Source organism: Nonomuraea sp. NPDC050478, assembly GCF_044458265.1.
Classification (GTDB): domain Bacteria; phylum Actinomycetota; class Actinomycetes; order Streptosporangiales; family Streptosporangiaceae; genus Nonomuraea; species Nonomuraea ferruginea.
This window is the reverse complement of record NZ_JBITHT010000001.1, coordinates 1,365,398-1,382,380: the sequence shown is the minus strand read 5'-3', so window position 1 is coordinate 1,382,380 and position 16,983 is coordinate 1,365,398. Positions and strand designations below refer to the sequence as shown.

Here is a 16,983-nt window from a genome sequence, read left to right as displayed (position 1 = left end):
ATGGGTCTGTTACTGGTGATCCTCGGCGCCGGCGCGGCCATCCTGGTCCTCGCCGAGGAAGGCACGAGCTACAACCTGTTCGGCTACACCTTCCAGCCGAACCACGTCGAGATGTTCCTCGCCGGCGCGGCCGCGGCCGCCGTGCTGCTGCTCGGGCTGTGGCTGATCGCGCTCGGTTCGCGCAGGTCCGCCAGGCACCGCCGCGCGCTCCGCGGCGCGCGGGCCGACGCCTCCCACCGGGTGGCCGAGCTGGAGAGCGAGAAGCGCCGGCTGCAGGAGAAGCTGGAGAAGGAGCACGCGGCCAACCAGCGCACCGCCGCCGACGAGCGCGCGGCGGACCGGCGCACCACCGCGGACGAGCGCGCGGCGGACCGGCGCACCACCGCCGAGGAGCGCGCGGCCACGGCCGAGCGCGCCGAGGACGACCGCCTCGTGGCCGGCCGTCCCGAGCAAACCAGGCGATGACCGCTCCGGGCGCGGGGGCGTCGAGCCCCCGCGCCGGCGCATGACCCCGGATCGCGCTGGGGTGTAATCTGCGAGGCGCCCGCACATGCCTCCGGAGGTCGCATGCCCCCCACACGTGGCCGTCCCATCGCGATCAAGCTGCTCATCCTCCTGCTCGTCCCGCTGACCTCCCTGGTCGGGCTCTGGGCGTTCGCGGCGGGTCTGACGGCGGGCGACGGCATCCAGATGCTGGAGACCGACAGGCTGACCACCAACCTGGCCGAGCCCTCCAGCGAGCTGACCACTCACCTGCAGAACGAGCGGCTGTCCTCGATCCAGTTCATCTCGGCCAAGCGCAATCCGGAGACCCTGTTCCTCCAGCGCACGCTGACCGACGGAGCGGCCAAGGAGCTGCGCGAGCTGGCCGGGCGGCAGGACGACCTCACCCCCGCGATGAGCGCCCAGCTCAACGCGCTGTTCAGGCAGCTCGACCGGCTCACGCAGATCCGCCGCGACGTCGACGCGCCCAACCCGTCCCAGCTCGACCTGATCAACGGCTACAACCAGATCGTCGACGCCTCCTTCCGCATGTACGACGCCCTGGTCCTGGTGCCCGACCTGGCCCTCTACCGCAACGTACGGGCGCTGGCCATGCTGGCCGAGGGCAAGGAGATGCTCTCCAGGGAGCGCGCGATGATCGCCGTGGTGCTCAGCCGGGGCCGGGTGACCAGCGCGGAGCGTGAGGCGTTCGCCGAGTGGGCGGCGACCAGGCGGCTGCTCTACTCGCAGGCCCTGACGCAGCTCGACGGCGAGCTGCGCACCCCCTACCAGGAGCTGATCAGCTCTCCCCTCTACCAGGAGTTCCTGGAGGCGGAGGACGCGATGCGGGGCCAGGCCGTCGTCAACGGCCTGCCCGCGGAGGCGGCCACCTGGCCGGTCGACGCCAACAACCTGTGGAAGGCCGTCGAGGCCAACCAGCGCACCACCAGCGCCGCGTACGCGCAGCGGCTGGCGCCCGCGGCCACCGGCATCCTGATGAAGATCGCGGTTGCGGGCGGGGTGGGCCTGCTGGCGGTGCTCGCCTCGATCCTGCTGTCGCTCCGCTTCCGCAAGCGGCTCGTACGCGAGCTCGCCGGGCTGCGCGACGCCGCCACCCACCTGGCCCAGGTCCGCCTGCCCGAGCTGGTCGAGCAGCTGCGCACCAGCGCCAAGCCGCCGGTCGGCACCTCGGTGGAGCCGCTGGAGGTCAAGGCGGAGACGTCCGAGGTGCACGACATCGTGCACGCGTTCAACGACGTGCAGTCGACCGCCGTCAACGCGGCGCTCAGCCAGGCCAACCTGCGCCACGGCGTCAACCAGGTCTTCGTCAACCTCGCCCGCCGCAACCAGTCGCTGCTGCACCGCCAGCTCATGCAGCTCGACGGCATGGAGCGGGGCACCGAGGACCCGGTGATGCTGGAGGACCTGTTCAAGCTCGACCACCTGACCACCCGCATGCGCCGCCACGCCGAGAGCCTGATCATCCTCTCCGACCAGCAGCCGGGCCGGGGCTGGCGCAACCCGGTGCCGATCGTCGACGTGCTGCGGGCGGCCGTGGCGGAGGTCGAGGAATACCAACGGGTCGAGGTGCTGCAGCCGCCGCCGGTCTCGCTGCTGGGCACGGCCGTGACCGACGTGGCCCACCTGATGGCCGAGCTGGTCGAGAACGCGACGCTGTTCTCGCCGCCGCGCACCCGCGTCGACCTGCGCACCACCTCGACCCCTCACGGCCTGACGGTCGAGGTGGAGGATCGCGGGCTCGGCCTGCCCCGCGAGGAGCTCGACCAGCTCAACACGCGGCTGGCGGAGAAGCCGGAGTTCGACCTGGCGCAGAGCGACCGGCTGGGCCTGTTCGTGGTCGGCCGGCTGGCGTCGCGTCACGGCATCAAGGTGACGCTCGCGCCCTCGCCCTACGGAGGGCTGACCGCGCGGGTGATGCTGCCGGCGAGCCTGCTGGCCGATCAGCCGGTGCTCGCCGGCCGGTAGATCACCTTCAGAGCCGTACGAACGGCTCCTCGAAGTGGGCGGTGGCCAGCAGCGCCCGCTCGGCCCGCAGCCCGGCCAGCACCTCGGCCCGGGTGGCGGCCGCGCGCTCCTGGTCGTCGTCGTAGACGTAGCGCACGGCCGGGTCGGCGAGCTGCGCGGGGTGCAGCACGAGGTCGCCGGTCATCGCCAGGTCGCCGAGCCGCACGATCTGGTGGCCGGGCGTGTGGCCGGGGGTCAGGTGGACACGCACGCCGGGCGCGACCTCGGCGTCGCCGTCGACCACCTGGAGCTGGCCCTTAATCACGTCGATCACCTGGCGGAGCATGGCGCCGCCGGCGGCCTCCAGCTCGGCGTCCTGGAGCACGTAGCGGGCGTTCTCGAACACGGGCCGGCCGTCGGCGACGGCCCCGCTGGCATGGTCGCTGTGGAGGTGCGTGAGGATCACGGTGCCGACGTCGGCGGGCGCGACGCCCGCGGCGGCCAGTTCCCCGGCCAGCGAGCCGGGGACCGGCGCCCAGCTGGACGCCGGTGAGTCGGTGCCGCCTATGCCGGTGTCGACCAGGGTCAGGCGGCCCGCGCGGTCGCGGAGCAGGTAGCAGTGGAAGTGGAGGATCCACGGCTCTTCCGGGAGGTCTGCTCCCGGGAACGTCTCGGCGAGCGGGCGTCTGATCGCCTCGCCCATGGGGCCGACGGCGTCGCAGAGGGGTGTCACCTCGACGCCGGCCACGTGCAGCGGTTGGTGGGGCATACGCCCCAGATTAGGCGGCCACGGGCTGGCGCGGAACGAACTCGTTCTCCAGGTCCGCGGCGAAGACCGCGCGCCGGCAGGTGGCGCACCGGTACATGATCGGGCCCTCGTCGAGCTCGTTGTGGCATCGCGGGCAACGGGTGCTGTTCATGTCATCCCCCAAGGATCGTCTGCGTATAGGTAACCTCGCCGTCATTGCAAAGGTCCTGCAGGGCGCTTGCGGATTCCATGTCCGGATCGGACAGGACGGCGAGAAGAACATTGTTACGGTCCACGGCGCGTTTCACGCGCGAAGACACGAGAATGCCCCGGGAATAGCCCGAGAGGGCTAGACGTTTCATGGGCAGCGACGTGTGGTACGTTGCCGGTGGCGTTCGAGCTCAAGCTCCGCCGCTCTCCTCCCTCCCGATCTGCCCCTTCCGCGGGCCTCGGGTTTCCTCACCTACGCGCGCCGGTGCTTCTCTTACCGGCATGCCCTCAAAGGGGTTCATCATGTCTGTTCACGTCATCAGCGGCTTGCTGGACGTGCGGGACAAATCCGCATTCCTCCGCACCCGCCATCTACCCAGCTCCGGTGACCTGCGGCTGACCGCCGACCGGGTCAAGCAGCTCGGGCTCCGTCCCGGCGACCACGTGACCGCCAAGGCCGACGGCGGCAGGCTCGTCGAGGTCGAGACCGTCAACGGCGAGAGCCACTGGCGCGACCGGCCGCGGTTCGCCGAGCTGACGCCGGTGCATCCCGACGAACGGCTCCACCTGGAGACCGAGTCGCTCAGCACCCGGGTCATCGACCTGTTCGCGCCCATCGGCAAGGGCCAGCGCGGGCTCATCGTGGCCCCGCCCAAGGCCGGCAAGACCATGGTCCTCCAGGCCCTGGCCGCCGCCGTCACACGGAACCATCCCGAGGCGCACCTCATGGTCCTCCTGGTCGGCGAGCGGCCCGAAGAGGTCACCGAGATGCGCGCCGGCATCCAGGGCGAGATCTTCGCCTCCACCTTCGACCATCCCGACCGCGACCACACCGCGATCGCCGAGCTCGCCGTCGAGCGCGCCAAGCGCCTGGTCGAGCAGGGCCGCGACGTGGTGCTGCTGCTCGACTCGCTCACCCGCCTGGCCCGCGCCTACAACAACACCGCGCCGGGCAACGGCAAGACGCTCAGCGGCGGCCTCGACGCCGCCGCCGTCTACGCGCCCAAGCGGTTCTTCGGCGCCGCGCGCAACGTGGCGGGCGGCGGCTCGCTCACCATCCTCGCCAGCGCGCTCGTCGACACCGGCTCGCGGCTGGACAACAGCCTGTACGAGGAGTTCAAGGGCACCGGCAACATGGAGCTGCACCTGGTGCGCGACCTGGCCGAGCGCCGCGTGTTCCCGGCCGTCGACCTGGACGCCTCCGGCACCCGCCGGGAGGAGATCCTGCTCCCCGCGCGGGAGCGGCAGGTGGTCTGGCGGCTGCGCCGCTCGCTGACGGGCCTGGAGCGCCACCAGGGCATGGAGATGCTCGTCGGCAAGCTCCGCGAGACCGCGTCCAACGCCGACTTCCTGGTCCGGGCCGCCGCCACCGTCTGACGGCGCTGTCTGACGGCCCCTCGGCGCCCAGGCGCGACAGTAGGCCGCGACAATGGGCCGCATGCTGGCCGACATCGCCGAACACCTCGCCTGCCCCGTCTGCGGGCAGTCAATGCGGCTCGACCCCGGCGCGCTGCGCTGCCCCCGGGGCCACTCCTTCGACGTGGCCAGGCAGGGTTACGTGAGCCTGCTCGTCGGGTCCCGCCCGCCCGGCACGGCCGACAGCGCGGAGATGGTCGCCGCCCGCGACGCCTTCCTGTCCGCCGGTCACTTCGCGCCGCTGGAGAGCGCGCTGGCGGAGGCGGTCTGGAGCGCCCATGCCGAATCGTTCTCACACTCGCCTGACGGCGGGCGCGCGAAGGCGTACGGTGGTTCTGGCCATGGGGCCGAGCCGGTCATCGTCGACGCCGGCGCGGGCACCGGCCACTACTCGGCGGCCGTCCTCGACGCGGCGGGACGCGGCGTCGTGATGGCGTTCGACGTGTCCAAGCACGCCGTGCGGCGGGCCGCCAGGGCGCACCCAAGGGTGGGGGCGTTCGTGGCCGACGTGTGGCGGCGCCTGCCCATCGGAGACGGGGTCGCCGACGTGGTGATGAACGTGTTCGCGCCCAGGAACGGGCCCGAGTTCCGGCGGATCCTGCGGCCCGGTGGGCGCGTCGTCGTGGTGACGCCCGCGCCCGGCCACCTCAGCCCGCTGGTGGAGGAGCTGGGGCTGCTGTCCGTCGACGCCGGCAAGGAGCAGCGGGTGGCGCGGAGCCTGGAGGGGTTCGCCGAGGTGGAGCGGCGGGTGGTGGCGTTCGACATGGCGCTCGGGCCTGACGAGGTCCGGGCCGTGGTGGGGATGGGGCCGAGTGCGTGGCACCTGGGCGAGGAGGAGCTGGCGGAGGGGATAACGCGAGTTTTCTCCCGCAATAACGCGAAAAGGCTAGAAAAAGTGGTTACGAAGGCAGAGTTCCACCTATCTACCTTCGAAGTGACACCTGGCGCAAGGTCACCCTCTTGACGGGCATCTGAGACTGGTGTTACTGATGGGGCGTTTAGTACCAAATTCCCCCACATTTCCGGAGTATTTCCGCGACGCAAGCGCAATACTGGACGGCAACCCGTTGCCGATGAGGACGGCGAGGGGCGCCCATGGGAGGGGAGCGCGGCGGATGAAGGCCGAGGAACGCTGGCAGGCCAGGTTCCGCGCGTCGCGCATGTCGCTGCCGTCCTACGCCCCCCTGGCCCCGAACCGCTCGATCTACCGCTCCAACGCCACCGGCACGTGGGAGGTCTACGCCTGGGACCGCGCGAGCGGCGCCACCCGCCAGGTCACCGACCGGCCTCTGGGCACGGCCCACGCCGCGATCGACCCCGCCGGCCAGTGGATCTACTGGTTCGACGACACCGACGGCGACGAGTTCGGCAGCTGGCGGCGCCAGCCTTTCTTCGGCGGCCCCGACCAACCCGTCGCTCTGGGAGCGCCGCCCGGCCAGCCGGCCGGCATCGCGCTCTCGTCCACCGGCCTGGCCGCGATCAGCCTGGCCAGTGAGGGCACGTTCCGCATCCACCTGGTGCGCGACGGCGAGCACGTCAAGATGCTGTACGAGCACGGCGAGGCCGCCTGGGCGGCCGGCATGTCGATGGACGGCGAGCTGATCGCGATCAACCACGGCGAGTACGGCGACTTCCGCCACCCCGCGCTGCGCGTCGTGCGCCAGTCCGGCCAGGTGGTCGGCGAGCTGTACGACGGCCCCGGCATGGGCGTCGTCGGGCTCAGCTTCGCCCCGGCGCCGGGCGACTCCCGCCTGCTCGCCCTGCACGAACGCCGCCGCCGCCAGGAGCCGCTGGTCTGGAACCCGGTGACGGGCGCGCGCCGGGAGATCTGGCTGAAGGACGACGGCGAGATGACGGCCGAGTGGTACCACGACGGCCGCGGCCTGCTCATCCAGCGCGGTCACCGGGCCCGCAGCCACCTCCTCCGCTACGACCTGGCGGGCGGCGGGCTGACGCTCATCGAGACACCGCAGGGCGTCATCGAGGAGGCGCGCCCGCGCCCCGGCGGCCACGTGGAGTACTCCTGGTCCAGCGCCTCGCGCCCGCCCGTCATCCGCTCGACCAGCGGCCAGGTCGTACTCAACCCCGGCGGCCCGGCCGCGCCGCCGAGCGTCCCCCTGGAGGACCTGGACGCCGAGGGGCCGGGCGGGCGCATCCACGCCCTGGTCTCCCGCCCGGAGAACGGCGCCGCCCCGTTCCCCGCAGTGTTCCTTCTGCACAGCGGCCCGACGAGCCACGACAGGGACGCCTTCTCCCCCGAGGTGGCGGCCTGGGTGGACGCCGGGTTCGCGGTCGTCCGGGTCAACTACCGCGGCTCGACCGGCTACGGCTCGGCCTGGCGCGACGCGCTGCACGGCGACGTCGGCCAGATCGAGCTGGCCGACGTGAACGCGGTGCGCACCGCCGTGGTCGAGGCCGGCATCGCCGACCCCGACCGGCTCGTGCTGGCGGGCACCGCCTGGGGCGGCTACCTCACGCTGCTCGGCCTCGGCACGCAGCCCGGCCTGTGGGCCGCCGGCATCGCCGCCGTGCCCATCGCCTGCCACCGGACGTCGTACGAGGACGAGGCCGAGAGCCTGCGCGCCTACCACCGCGCGCTGCTCGGCGGCTCGCCGGAGGAGCAGCCGGAGCGCTACGCGGCCAGCTCCCCCATCACCTACGTCGACCAGGTGAAGAGCCCTGTGCTGATCCTGGCCGGCGAGAACGACACCCGCTGCCCGCCGCGCCAGATCCAGAAGTACGTGGCCCAGCTCGAACGGCACGGCCACGAGCACGAGGTCTACACCTACGACGCCGTACGGAGCAACCTGGTGGTCGCGGAGCGGATCGCGCAGACGGCGCTGCAGCTCGACTTCGCCCGCAAGCACCTGGGCCGGCGTTAACGGGCGCGCAGCACCAGGATCGCCAGGTCGTCGGCGCTGGGCTCGGTGGCGAAGTCGGCCGCGCCCCGGCGGATGCGCTCCGCCACCGCCTTGGCCGACAGCCCCGCGCACTCGGCCAGCATCTTGGCCAGCCCGCCCTCGTCGTCGAGCAACCGGCCGCCCGAGCGTCGCTCGGTGACGCCGTCGGTGACCGCCAGCAGCACGTCGCCGGGGTCGAGGTGGACGACGTCGACCTCGAAGACCACCTCGGGGAAGACACCCAGGAGCGACTGCGGGGTGGTGATCGACTCCACGACGCCGCTGGGCTTGAGCCGCAGCGCCTCGGGGTGACCAGCCGAGACCAGCCGGACCTCCAGACCGTCGTCGGCCGGGGTGATGTCGCCGTGCAGCAAGGTCAGGAAGCGGGCCCGCTCGCCCTCTTCGAGGATGGCCTGGTTGAGCCTGCCGAGCACGGCCGCGACCCCGTAGCCCTCGCGGGCCAGCAGGCGGAGCGTGTGGCGGGCCAGGCCGGTGACCGCGGCCGCTTCCGGGCCGGTGCCGCAGACGTCGCCGATGGCGAAGCGCCACGAGTCGTCGCCGGCCTTGAACACGTCGTAGAAGTCGCCGCCCACCTCGTTGACCTCGCCGGCGGGCTCGTACACCACGCCGTAGTCGAGGCCGGGCACCTCGGGCTCGTTGGGCGGCAGGAGGCTGCGCTGCAGGGCGCGGTTGGCGGCGGCCTGCTGGGCGTAGACGCGGGCGTTGTCGGCGGCCAGCGCGGCGCGCCTGCCGATGTCCTCGGCGAGCTGGATGGCCTCGTCGGGGAACCGGTCGGGCCGGCCCAGGCACATCACGCCGAGACCGCGGCCGCGGGCGCTCAGCGGGACCGCGAGCACCTCGTTGTCGCCCAGGTGGAAGGTGGAGCTCATCCGGGTGCCTACGGCGCCGACGTCCAGATCGCTGAGCTGCTCGCGCAGCCCGTCGATCCTGGCCTCGTCGGCGTGCCACAGGTAGACGAGGCGGAGCGGCGAGGAGGCGGCGTCGGCGGTGTAGACGGCGCACCAGCTGCTCAGCCGCGGCACCACGACCTGGGCGATGATGGCGGGGACCATGTCGGGGTCGAGGGTGCCGGCGAGCAGGTCGCTGGCGTCGGCGAGGAATCCGAGCCAGTGGGGCCCGCGCCCGCTCTGCCGCTGCCACTCGACGGCTCCCGAGCTGTGGTGCGCGCCAGGTAGCGTGAGTCTGGCCCAATGGACACGGGAATCACCCGAGAAGGTGATCCCCCACTCGTCGACATGGACGGAGGGAGCTTTCTGATCACCATGTGAGGTGTTCCGCTGCTTCACCTCCACCTGGACGGAGCCGCCCAGGTGTCGCCAGAGCATCTCGAAAGGCTCGTCCACGACCTGCCCCGCGAGATCGCCGGCGATCTGCTCGGCGACATGGAGCATGCCGCCGGTGGCCCACGCGGTCATCACCTCGCGCGTGAACCTCATCGCGTCGGTCACAGCCGACTCGCCCGCCGCGAACGTCGCAGCTAGCACCGCATGGGGAGAAGCAGTCATCTCCTCGTGCCTACCACACTTCCCGTTGACTTGGGGTAAATCCAAGGACAGGACTACGAGCTACTCATCGTGACAGACTTGAATCACTCGCCGGAGTCCCCCGCGAGTGAAGGAGGCCCCATGACCACGGCCAAGGCCGCGCCAAGTCCTGAGGAGAGGACATATACCGAGGCGGATCTCGTCCCGATCCTGGAGACCCTGTTCTCATGGCGTGACGGCGACTTCCGGCGGCGGGTCCCGTATGCCCCTCCGGGCATCCTCAGTGAGGTGCGGTTGCTGCTCAACGAGGTGGCCGACCGCCGCGAGCACCTCGCCAACGAGCTGACCCGGGTGCGCAAGGAAGTGGTCAAGGAAGGCCGGTTCGGCGAGCGGCTGACGCCCGGCCCCGGGGTGGGGGCCTGGGCGGAGAGCGTGGAGTCGGTCAACATGCTGATCGACGCGCTGGTGAGCCCCGTGAGCGGCGCGGCCGACGTCATCGACGCGGTCGCCAAGGGTGACCTGTCGCGGCGGATCGACCTCGACCGCTCGGCCCGCGGCGAGGTGCGCCGGCTGGGCAAGGCGATCAACGGCATGGTCGACCAGCTCGCCCTGTTCAACTCCGAGGTGACCCGGGTGGCCAGGGAGGCCGGCACGGAGGGCCGGCTGGGCGGCAGCGCCAACCTGCGCGGCATGTCCGGCAGCTGGCGCGACCTCACCGAGGCGGTCAACACCATGTCGTCCCGCGTGGCCGCGCAGGTGCGCGACATCGCCGTGGTGACCACGGCGGTGGCCAAGGGCGACCTGAGCCGCAAGGTGACGGTCGACGCGGTGGGCGAGATGTTCGAGCTGAAGAACACCGTCAACACCATGGTCGACCAGCTCTCGGCGTTCGCCGAGGAGGTGACCCGCGTGGCCCGCGAGGTCGGCACCGAGGGCCAGCTCGGCGGCCAGGCCCAGGTGCGCGGCGTGTCCGGGGTCTGGAAGGACCTGACGGACAACGTCAACTTCATGGCCAACAACCTGACCTCGCAGGTGCGCAGCATCGCCACCGTGGCGACGGCGGTGGCCCAGGGCAACCTGTCGAAGAAGATCACCGTCGACGCGCAGGGCGAGATCCTGCAGCTCAAGGACACCCTCAATACCATGGTCGACCAGCTCTCGTCGTTCGCCGACGAGGTGACCCGTGTCGCCCGCGAGGTCGGCACCGAGGGCAAGCTGGGCGGCCGGGCCGAGGTGCAGGGCGTGTCGGGTGTCTGGAAGGACCTGACCGACAACGTCAACTCCATGGCAAGGAACCTCACGTACCAGGTCCGCAACATCGCCCAGGTGACCACCGCGGTCGCCAACGGCGACCTCACCCGCAAGATCGACGTGGACGCCCAGGGCGAGATCCTGGAGCTCAAGTCGACCATGAACACCATGGTCGACCAGCTGTCCTCGTTCGCCTCCGAGGTCACCCGCGTCGCCCGCGAGGTCGGCACCGAGGGCCAGCTCGGCGGCCAGGCCCAGGTACGCGGCGTGTCCGGGGTCTGGAAGGACCTCACCGACAACGTCAACTCCATGGCCAACAACCTGACCTCTCAGGTGCGCCAGATCGCCGCGGTCTCCTCGGCGGTGGCCCAGGGCAACCTGTCGAAGAAGATCACCGTCGACGCGCAGGGCGAGATCCTGCAGCTCAAGGACACCCTCAACACGATGGTCGACCAGCTCTCGTCGTTCGCCGACGAGGTCACCCGCGTCGCGCGAGAGGTCGGCACGCAGGGGCAGCTCGGCGGCCAGGCCCGCGTCCAGGGCGTGTCGGGCGTCTGGAAGGACCTGACCGACAACGTCAACTTCATGGCCAACAACCTGACGTACCAGGTCCGCAACATCGCCGAGGTGACCACCGCGGTCGCCAACGGCGACCTCACCCGCAAGATCGACGTCGACGCCCAGGGCGAGATCCTCGCCCTGAAGACCACCATCAACCGGATGGTCGACCAGCTGTCCTCGTTCGCCTCCGAGGTCACCCGCGTGGCCCGCGAGGTCGGCTCGGAGGGCCAGCTCGGCGGCCAGGCCCGGGTCGAGGGCGTCGAGGGCACGTGGAAGCGGCTCACCGAGAGCGTCAACGAGCTGGCCGGCAACCTGACCACCCAGGTGCGCGCCATCGCCACCGTCACCAGCGGCGTGGCCCGCGGCGACCTGACCCGCTCGATCGCCGTCGAGGCGCAGGGCGAGCTGGCGGAGCTGAAGGACAACATCAACTCGATGGTGGCCAACCTCCGCGAGACCACCCAGGCCAACCAGGAGCAGGACTGGCTCAAGTCCAACCTGGCCCGCATCTCCCGGCTCATGCAGGGCCACCGCGACCTGTTCGAGGTGGCCAAGCTGACGATGAGCGAGCTGACGCCGCTCGTGTCCGCACGGTACGGCGCCTTCTACTCGGTCGATCCGGAGAACGAGCGCGAGCTGCTGCTGATCGGCGGCTACGGCGTCCGGCCCGACCGCGGGCCGCGGGCGAAGTTCGCCTTCGGCGAGGGCATCGTCGGCCAGGCCGCCGCCGAGGGCCGCCACATCGTCCTCGACGACGTGCCGCCGAAGTTCATCACCATCGACAGCGGCCTCAGCCAGTCGACGCCCGCGCAGATCGTGGTGCTGCCGATCCTGTTCGAGAACCGCGTGCTCGGCGTGCTGGAGCTGGCCTCCTTCAGCCCGTTCGGAGAGGTCCACCTCGACTTCCTGACGCAGCTGGTGGAGAACATCGGCGTCACCATGAACACGATCATCGCCAACTCCCGCACCGAGGACCTGCTGACCGAGTCCCAGCGCCTCACCCGCGAGCTGCAGGAACGCTCCGACGAGCTGCAGCGCCAGCAGGAGGAGCTGCGCCGGTCCAACGCCGAGCTCGAGGACAAGGCGGCGCTGCTGGCCAAGCAGAACCGCGCCATCGAGATCCAGAACTTCCAGATCGAGCAGGCCCGCCGCACCCTGGAGGAGCGCGCCGAGCAGCTCGCCGTCTCCTCGCGCTACAAGAACGAGTTCCTCGCGAACATGTCCCACGAGCTGCGCACCCCGCTCAACAGCCTGCTCGTGCTGGCCAAGCTGCTGACCGAGAACGCCGAGGGCAACCTGACCCCGCAGCAGGTCGAGTTCGCCCGCACCATCCACGGGGCCGGGTCGGCGCTGCTCCAGCTCATCAACGACATGCTCGACCTGTCCAAGGTCGAGGCGGGCCGGATGGACATCCACCCGACCCAGGTGTCGCTGCCCAAGACGATCGACCTGCTGGAGGCGGCGTTCGGGCCGCTGGCGGCCGACAAGGGGCTGGAGTTCAGCGTCGAGGTCGACCCCGACCTGCCGCAGGAGCTGCGCGCCGACGAGCAGCGGCTCCAGCAGGTGCTGCGCAACCTGCTGTCCAACGCGGTCAAGTTCACCCCCAAGGGCGAGGTGAAGCTGCGGGTCGTCCCGGCCTCCCCGGACGTCGACTTCGACGACGACTCGCTGCACATCGCGCACGACCTGCTCGCCTTCCAGGTGATCGACACCGGCATCGGCATAGCGCCCGACAAGCGCGACGTCATCTTCGAGGCGTTCCGTCAGGCCGACGGCACCACCAGCCGCAAGTACGGCGGCACCGGTCTGGGCCTGTCGATCTGCCGCTCGATCGCGCGCCTGCTCGGCGGCGAGATCCACGTCGACAGCGAGCTGGGCAAGGGCAGCACGTTCACCCTCTACCTGCCGGCCACCTACATCGGCCCGCTGGCCGTCAGCGCCGCCGAGGGGCCGCGCAGCAGCGGGCAGCAGGTCGTGACCGCCTCCGTCGAGGAGCCGCCCACGATCCCCGAGGCGCCCGGCCTGCCGCTCGACCTGCCGCTGCCCGAGCTGGTCGAGGCGCCCGTCGAGACGAGCCAGTGGCAGGGCGACGACCCGCTCAGCGGCGCCAAGATCCTCATCGTCGACGACGACATCCGCAACGTCTTCGCGCTGACCAGCGTGCTGGAGCGACACGGCTCCACGGTCGTCTACGCTGAGAACGGCCGCGAGGGGATCGAACAGCTCGAACGGAACGAGGACGTCGCGCTCGTGCTGATGGACATCATGATGCCGGAGATGGACGGCTGGGCGACGACCTCCGCCATCCGGCGCATGCCCCAGTTCGCCGACCTGCCGATCATCGCGCTGACGGCCAAGGTCATGCGCGGCGACCGGGAGAAGAGCATCGCCTCCGGCGCCTCCGACTACGTGCCCAAGCCCGTCGACGTCGACCGCCTGCTGGAGCGGCTGCGCGGGTGGCTCAGCCGGGGCCGGGCCGCCGACTCTCCGGCCGAAGGGGCGTGACGATGCCAGACCGGGCCAAGATCCTGCTGGTCGACGACCGGGAGGAGAACCTCATCGCGCTGGAGGCGATCCTCAGCTCGCTCGACCTGGTGCCGGTGCGCGCCAGGTCGGGTGAGGAGGCGCTGAAGGCGCTGCTCAACACCGAGTTCGCGCTGATCCTGCTGGACGTGCGGATGCCCGGCATGGACGGCTTCGAGACGGCCGCCCACATCAAGCGCCGCGAGCGCACCAGAAACATCCCGATCATCTTCCTGACGGTCGTCGACAGCGCCCCCGACTACGCCTTCCGCGGCTACGCGGCGGGCGCCGTCGACTATCTCACCAAGCCCTTCGACCCGTGGGTGCTGCGGGCCAAGGTGTCGGTGTTCGCCGAGCTCTACAACATGAACAAGCGCCTGGCCGAGCAGGCGGCGCTGCTGCGCGAGCGGCTCGGCCACGAGCTGCCGCCGGGAGCCGGCGACCAGGCGTCGGTCCTGCCGGAGCTGTCCCGCCGCCTGCTGGCGGTCGAGGAGGAGCTGTCCCGCGTGCGTGAGCTCGCCCAGCAGTCCGACGCCTCCGCGCTGCGGGCCCCCCTCACCGACCTCACGGACCGCGTCACCCGGCTGCGCGCCGGCTTCGACGCCCTGACCTGACCGGTCAGCTGCGGGCGCGCTCCAGCGCGTCCCAGAACCCCCTGCGCAGGGCGTGACGGACCTCGTCGTGCAGCAGGAAGTCGATCGGCAGCGACGACCCCTGCAGCAGCCTGGCCTCCAGGTCGGACGGCATCCGGGGCTTGCGCGCCAGCACCGCCTCCAGCCAGAGGGCGGGCGCGTCGCGGGCCACGGACTCGCCGAAGTCGTGGCCCTCGCGGTGAGCCGCCTTGACCGCGTCGGCCAGCGTCGTGGCTCCCGAGGAGGACGAGGCCGGCTGCTGGGTCACCGGCGCCGGCTGCGGCCCCGTGTAGGGGCCGAGCTGCTGATAGGTGCCCGCGCTCGACGGCGAGGAGAACTGCCCGGTGGTCGGCGACTGCTGCGGCAGCTGCCCGGTCGCCGGCGCGGCCGGCTGCTGCGGCACGGGCGGGTCGGCGGGGAAGGTGTACGAGGGCAGCGCCGGAGGCTGCGACTGGGCCCGGCTGGGCGGGGGACTCGCCGGCTGGGGCTGGCTCGCGGAGGAGTGCGGGGCGGCGTGGCTGCCGGTGCTGGCCGGGGCCGGGGGCAGCGAGCCGGTCGAGGAGGCCGGGGGCAGCGATGACGGCGCGGGCGCGGCGGGCAGCGAGTGTGAGCCGTGGCCGTTGCTCATGGGCTGGTGACCGTTGACGGCCTCCGACGACCCGGTCACCAGCGTCACGTACGGCCGCAGATGACCGGCGCCCAGCTCGATGAGGTCGTCGCACTCCTGGCGCAGGGAGCGCGAGGCGGCCCAGCTCCCGTCGGCGGCGATGTGGACCACGGTCAGCCGGACGCCGAGGTCCTGCGCGTCGCAGACGACCTGGGTGAGGTCCTCGTCGCCGCTCACCACGACCGCGTCGCAGATGGCGTTGTTGCGCGCCAGCGTCATCAGGTCGCGGTGGACCTGCGCGTCGACGCCCTCACGGCGGCCGGGCCTGATGCGGGACAGGCGGAGCTTGAGACCGGGGATGTCGGCCAGCACGTCGTGCTCGGAGGTGCGGCGCCCCTCGATCGTGGCCTCGTACCAGTAACAGCGCAGCAGCGGCAGGCCGGTGCGCTCGCGGGACAGGCTGGACATCAGCTGCAACAGCCCGGGATAGTCCCACGACACCGACTCGCGATGGCGGGTGCCATGCACGGCCATCGCGCCGTCCGCCAGCAGATAGCCGGCGTCGACGAACAGCGCGCAGCGATCCACTGACACCGCCCCTTTCGTGGTGGTCCGACGTGCTGGCTCTGCACCGTCAGAGCCGGACTCGGCGGCCCTGTCCCAGGGTAATGAAAGCGGGTGATCGCGCGAGGGTGAATCCCGACGATTCGCCCCTCGACCGGCGTTAAGCCAGACCCGTTAGGCGAACCGTACCAGTTTGTCCTGGTCACCGTCACGGTCGCGCACGAACGCTCACCGCAACGACCCCGAACAGCACCACGCCCTCCTTCCCCATGATCGTCAAGCTGGGACGGTGCCCGAGGGCGTGGCTCACCGTGTCGACATCGACACCGAACGTCGTGCCGACCGAGGCGTTGCCCGCATCGCGGTCGCGGGCCTCCGGCATGACCCGGCCGTTGCCCGGCGACACCCGGTCGCCGCGCAGGCCGGCGTCGCCTGCCCAGGCGACCAGTTCCACCCGGGCGGGGGCGCCGGCGGGCTCCAGTCCGCCGAGCGGCAGCCGCAGCGCCGGGTTGTCGCCGCCGACGATCCGGGTGTCGTCGAGGACGACCGCGTTGCCGTACGGGGCGGCCGGGTCGGTGGTGACGACCACGAGGCTCCAGCCGGCGTGACCCCGCGTGCCCATCGGCGGGTCCGCCGCCCACCACTCGCCGTTCTTGGCTGCGCTCGCCGCCAGCCCTGTGACGTCGGCGTACGCCTGGTAGGCGGGGCCGTGGGGCAGTTTCTGCCAGGCGACCCGGCTGGGCCGTACGGTCACGTAGCGGCCCCGGCCGGGCGGCTTCAGCTTGATCGGCCCTGCGCCCTCGGCGGTGGCCGACCAATAGAGCCCCGCCCAGAGGATCCGGCCGCCCAGGGGCAGGTCGAGCCGGGCGGCGCTGGAAGCTTTCGTTTTCCGGGACCTGTCGAGGTCGAGCGGCTCCAGGTCGCCGTCGCGGTGCTCACCCCCGGGCCGCTCCGCGCACCCCTGACGCTTGTCCGGGCACGTCAGCAACCCGTTCCCCACCGCCCTGACCGTCACCTTCCCGTCGGCGGCGAACCTGGCCGGCGCTCCCCCTTCCCACACCCCCACCGGCGCCCGCGCGCTCAGCCTGAGCGCGCCCGCCTCCACCCGCAGCCTGGGCCCCTCCCCCTCCGGAGCGTCCCGCGCCACCCGCACCCGCAGGAACACCGACGCGACCTTCCCCGCCGCCAACGGCGCCCTGGCACACCGCACCCCACCTCTGACGGCCCGGCACGCCCACCCACCGGCCCGCCCTTCCCTGACATCCCCCACCCACTGAACCGCTGCCCGGCCGTGGGTCTCCGCTTTGTCCCCCCACTGGACCGTCGCCCGGTCCTCGGTCTTCGCTTTGCCCACCACCCACTGGACCGCCGCCCGGTCCCCGAGCTCCGCCTTGTCCCCCCACTGAACCGCCGCCCGGTCCTGGGTCTCCGCCTCGTCCACCACCCACTGAACGGCTGCCCGGTCTTCGGTCTTCGCTTTGTCCACCTTCCACTGGACCGCTGCCCGGCCCTGGGTCTCCGCCTTGTCCCCCCACTGGACCGTCGCCCGGTCCTCGGTCTTCGCTTTGCCCACCACCCACTGGACCGCCGCCCGGTCCCCGAGCTCCGCCTTGTCCCC

Annotated in this window: 11 protein-coding genes and 1 pseudogene; 7 read left to right on the top strand and 5 right to left on the bottom strand. The window is 71.6% G+C overall.

Annotated features, from left to right (window positions below; all coding sequences use genetic code 11):
* Both ACIBF7_RS06615 and ACIBF7_RS06610 read left to right on the top strand, forming a co-directional pair.
* Entirely contained in the window at window positions 1–465 is a 465-nt protein-coding gene (locus tag ACIBF7_RS06615) for a hypothetical protein (protein ID WP_397196594.1), read from the top strand.
* A gap of 102 nt (window positions 466–567) precedes the next feature.
* Window positions 568–2,469: a nitrate- and nitrite sensing domain-containing protein gene (locus ACIBF7_RS06610; RefSeq protein ID WP_148036237.1), complete on the top strand. Its 1,902-nt coding sequence runs from the start codon at window positions 568–570 to the stop codon at window positions 2,467–2,469.
* Window positions 2,470–2,476: 7 nt separating this feature from the next.
* On the opposite strand, the gene ACIBF7_RS06605 is transcribed toward ACIBF7_RS06610, so the two are convergent.
* Both ACIBF7_RS06605 and ACIBF7_RS06600 read right to left on the bottom strand, forming a co-directional pair.
* Window positions 2,477–3,217, bottom strand: coding sequence for an MBL fold metallo-hydrolase (locus tag ACIBF7_RS06605; RefSeq protein WP_261809020.1), 741 nt, complete (start codon window positions 3,215–3,217; stop codon window positions 2,477–2,479).
* 10 nt (window positions 3,218–3,227) lie between these two features.
* Complete coding sequence (locus ACIBF7_RS06600; protein WP_187281584.1) at window positions 3,228–3,368, bottom strand: hypothetical protein; 141 nt, start codon at window positions 3,366–3,368, stop codon at window positions 3,228–3,230.
* A 341-nt stretch (window positions 3,369–3,709) separates the two neighbouring features.
* Here ACIBF7_RS06600 and rho point away from each other — a divergent pair, with 341 nt between their 5' ends.
* The 3 genes from rho to ACIBF7_RS06585 all read left to right on the top strand — a co-directional run bounded on the left by rho (window position 3,710) and on the right by ACIBF7_RS06585 (window position 7,704).
* Window positions 3,710–4,783 (top strand): transcription termination factor Rho, encoded by a 1,074-nt coding sequence (rho, locus tag ACIBF7_RS06595; RefSeq protein ID WP_261809019.1) that lies wholly within the window; start codon window positions 3,710–3,712, stop codon window positions 4,781–4,783.
* Window positions 4,784–4,844: 61 nt separating this feature from the next.
* On the top strand, window positions 4,845–5,786 hold the full coding sequence (locus ACIBF7_RS06590) for a putative RNA methyltransferase (protein WP_148036235.1): 942 nt from the start codon (window positions 4,845–4,847) through the stop codon (window positions 5,784–5,786).
* A gap of 151 nt (window positions 5,787–5,937) precedes the next feature.
* A complete protein-coding gene (locus ACIBF7_RS06585; RefSeq protein WP_397196593.1) occupies window positions 5,938–7,704 on the top strand; it encodes a prolyl oligopeptidase family serine peptidase in 1,767 nt (588 codons plus the stop codon).
* Here the strand turns inward: ACIBF7_RS06585 and ACIBF7_RS06580 are convergent.
* Window positions 7,701–9,191: a PP2C family protein-serine/threonine phosphatase gene (locus ACIBF7_RS06580; RefSeq protein WP_271279592.1), complete on the bottom strand. Its 1,491-nt coding sequence runs from the start codon at window positions 9,189–9,191 to the stop codon at window positions 7,701–7,703. The two genes, ACIBF7_RS06585 and ACIBF7_RS06580, sit on opposite strands and share 4 nt — an antisense overlap.
* Window positions 9,192–9,368: 177 nt before the next feature.
* On the opposite strand from ACIBF7_RS06580, the gene ACIBF7_RS06575 reads away from it, so the two are divergent.
* Complete coding sequence (locus ACIBF7_RS06575) at window positions 9,369–13,544, top strand: HAMP domain-containing protein (RefSeq protein WP_148036233.1); 4,176 nt, start codon at window positions 9,369–9,371, stop codon at window positions 13,542–13,544.
* A 2-nt stretch (window positions 13,545–13,546) separates the two neighbouring features.
* Window positions 13,547–14,176: a two-component system response regulator gene (locus ACIBF7_RS06570; protein ID WP_148037228.1), complete on the top strand. Its 630-nt coding sequence runs from the start codon at window positions 13,547–13,549 to the stop codon at window positions 14,174–14,176.
* Between the two features lie 4 nt (window positions 14,177–14,180).
* On the opposite strand, the gene ACIBF7_RS06565 is transcribed toward ACIBF7_RS06570, so the two are convergent.
* Both ACIBF7_RS06565 and ACIBF7_RS06560 read right to left on the bottom strand, forming a co-directional pair.
* On the bottom strand, window positions 14,181–15,389 hold the full coding sequence (locus ACIBF7_RS06565) for an NYN domain-containing protein (protein ID WP_364232111.1): 1,209 nt from the start codon (window positions 15,387–15,389) through the stop codon (window positions 14,181–14,183).
* 184 nt (window positions 15,390–15,573) lie between these two features.
* Window positions 15,574–16,983 (bottom strand): annotated as a pseudogene (locus tag ACIBF7_RS06560) (hypothetical protein); the annotation flags it as partial.

Excerpts from the sequence above, each read along its gene's own strand:
- ACIBF7_RS06570 (WP_148037228.1), top strand. The coding sequence starts at position 13,547 with ATGCCAGACCGGGCCAAGATCCTGCTGGTCGACGACCGGGAGGAGAAC.
- rho (WP_261809019.1), top strand. The coding sequence starts at position 3,710 with ATGTCTGTTCACGTCATCAGCGGCTTGCTGGACGTGCGGGACAAATCC.
- ACIBF7_RS06575 (WP_148036233.1), top strand. The coding sequence starts at position 9,369 with ATGACCACGGCCAAGGCCGCGCCAAGTCCTGAGGAGAGGACATATACC.
- ACIBF7_RS06600 (WP_187281584.1), bottom strand. The coding sequence starts at position 3,368 with ATGAACAGCACCCGTTGCCCGCGATGCCACAACGAGCTCGACGAGGGC.
- ACIBF7_RS06585 (WP_397196593.1), top strand. The coding sequence starts at position 5,938 with ATGAAGGCCGAGGAACGCTGGCAGGCCAGGTTCCGCGCGTCGCGCATG.
- ACIBF7_RS06590 (WP_148036235.1), top strand. The coding sequence starts at position 4,845 with ATGCTGGCCGACATCGCCGAACACCTCGCCTGCCCCGTCTGCGGGCAG.
- ACIBF7_RS06615 (WP_397196594.1), top strand. The coding sequence starts at position 1 with ATGGGTCTGTTACTGGTGATCCTCGGCGCCGGCGCGGCCATCCTGGTC.
- ACIBF7_RS06610 (WP_148036237.1), top strand. The coding sequence starts at position 568 with ATGCCCCCCACACGTGGCCGTCCCATCGCGATCAAGCTGCTCATCCTC.
- ACIBF7_RS06605 (WP_261809020.1), bottom strand. The coding sequence starts at position 3,217 with ATGCCCCACCAACCGCTGCACGTGGCCGGCGTCGAGGTGACACCCCTC.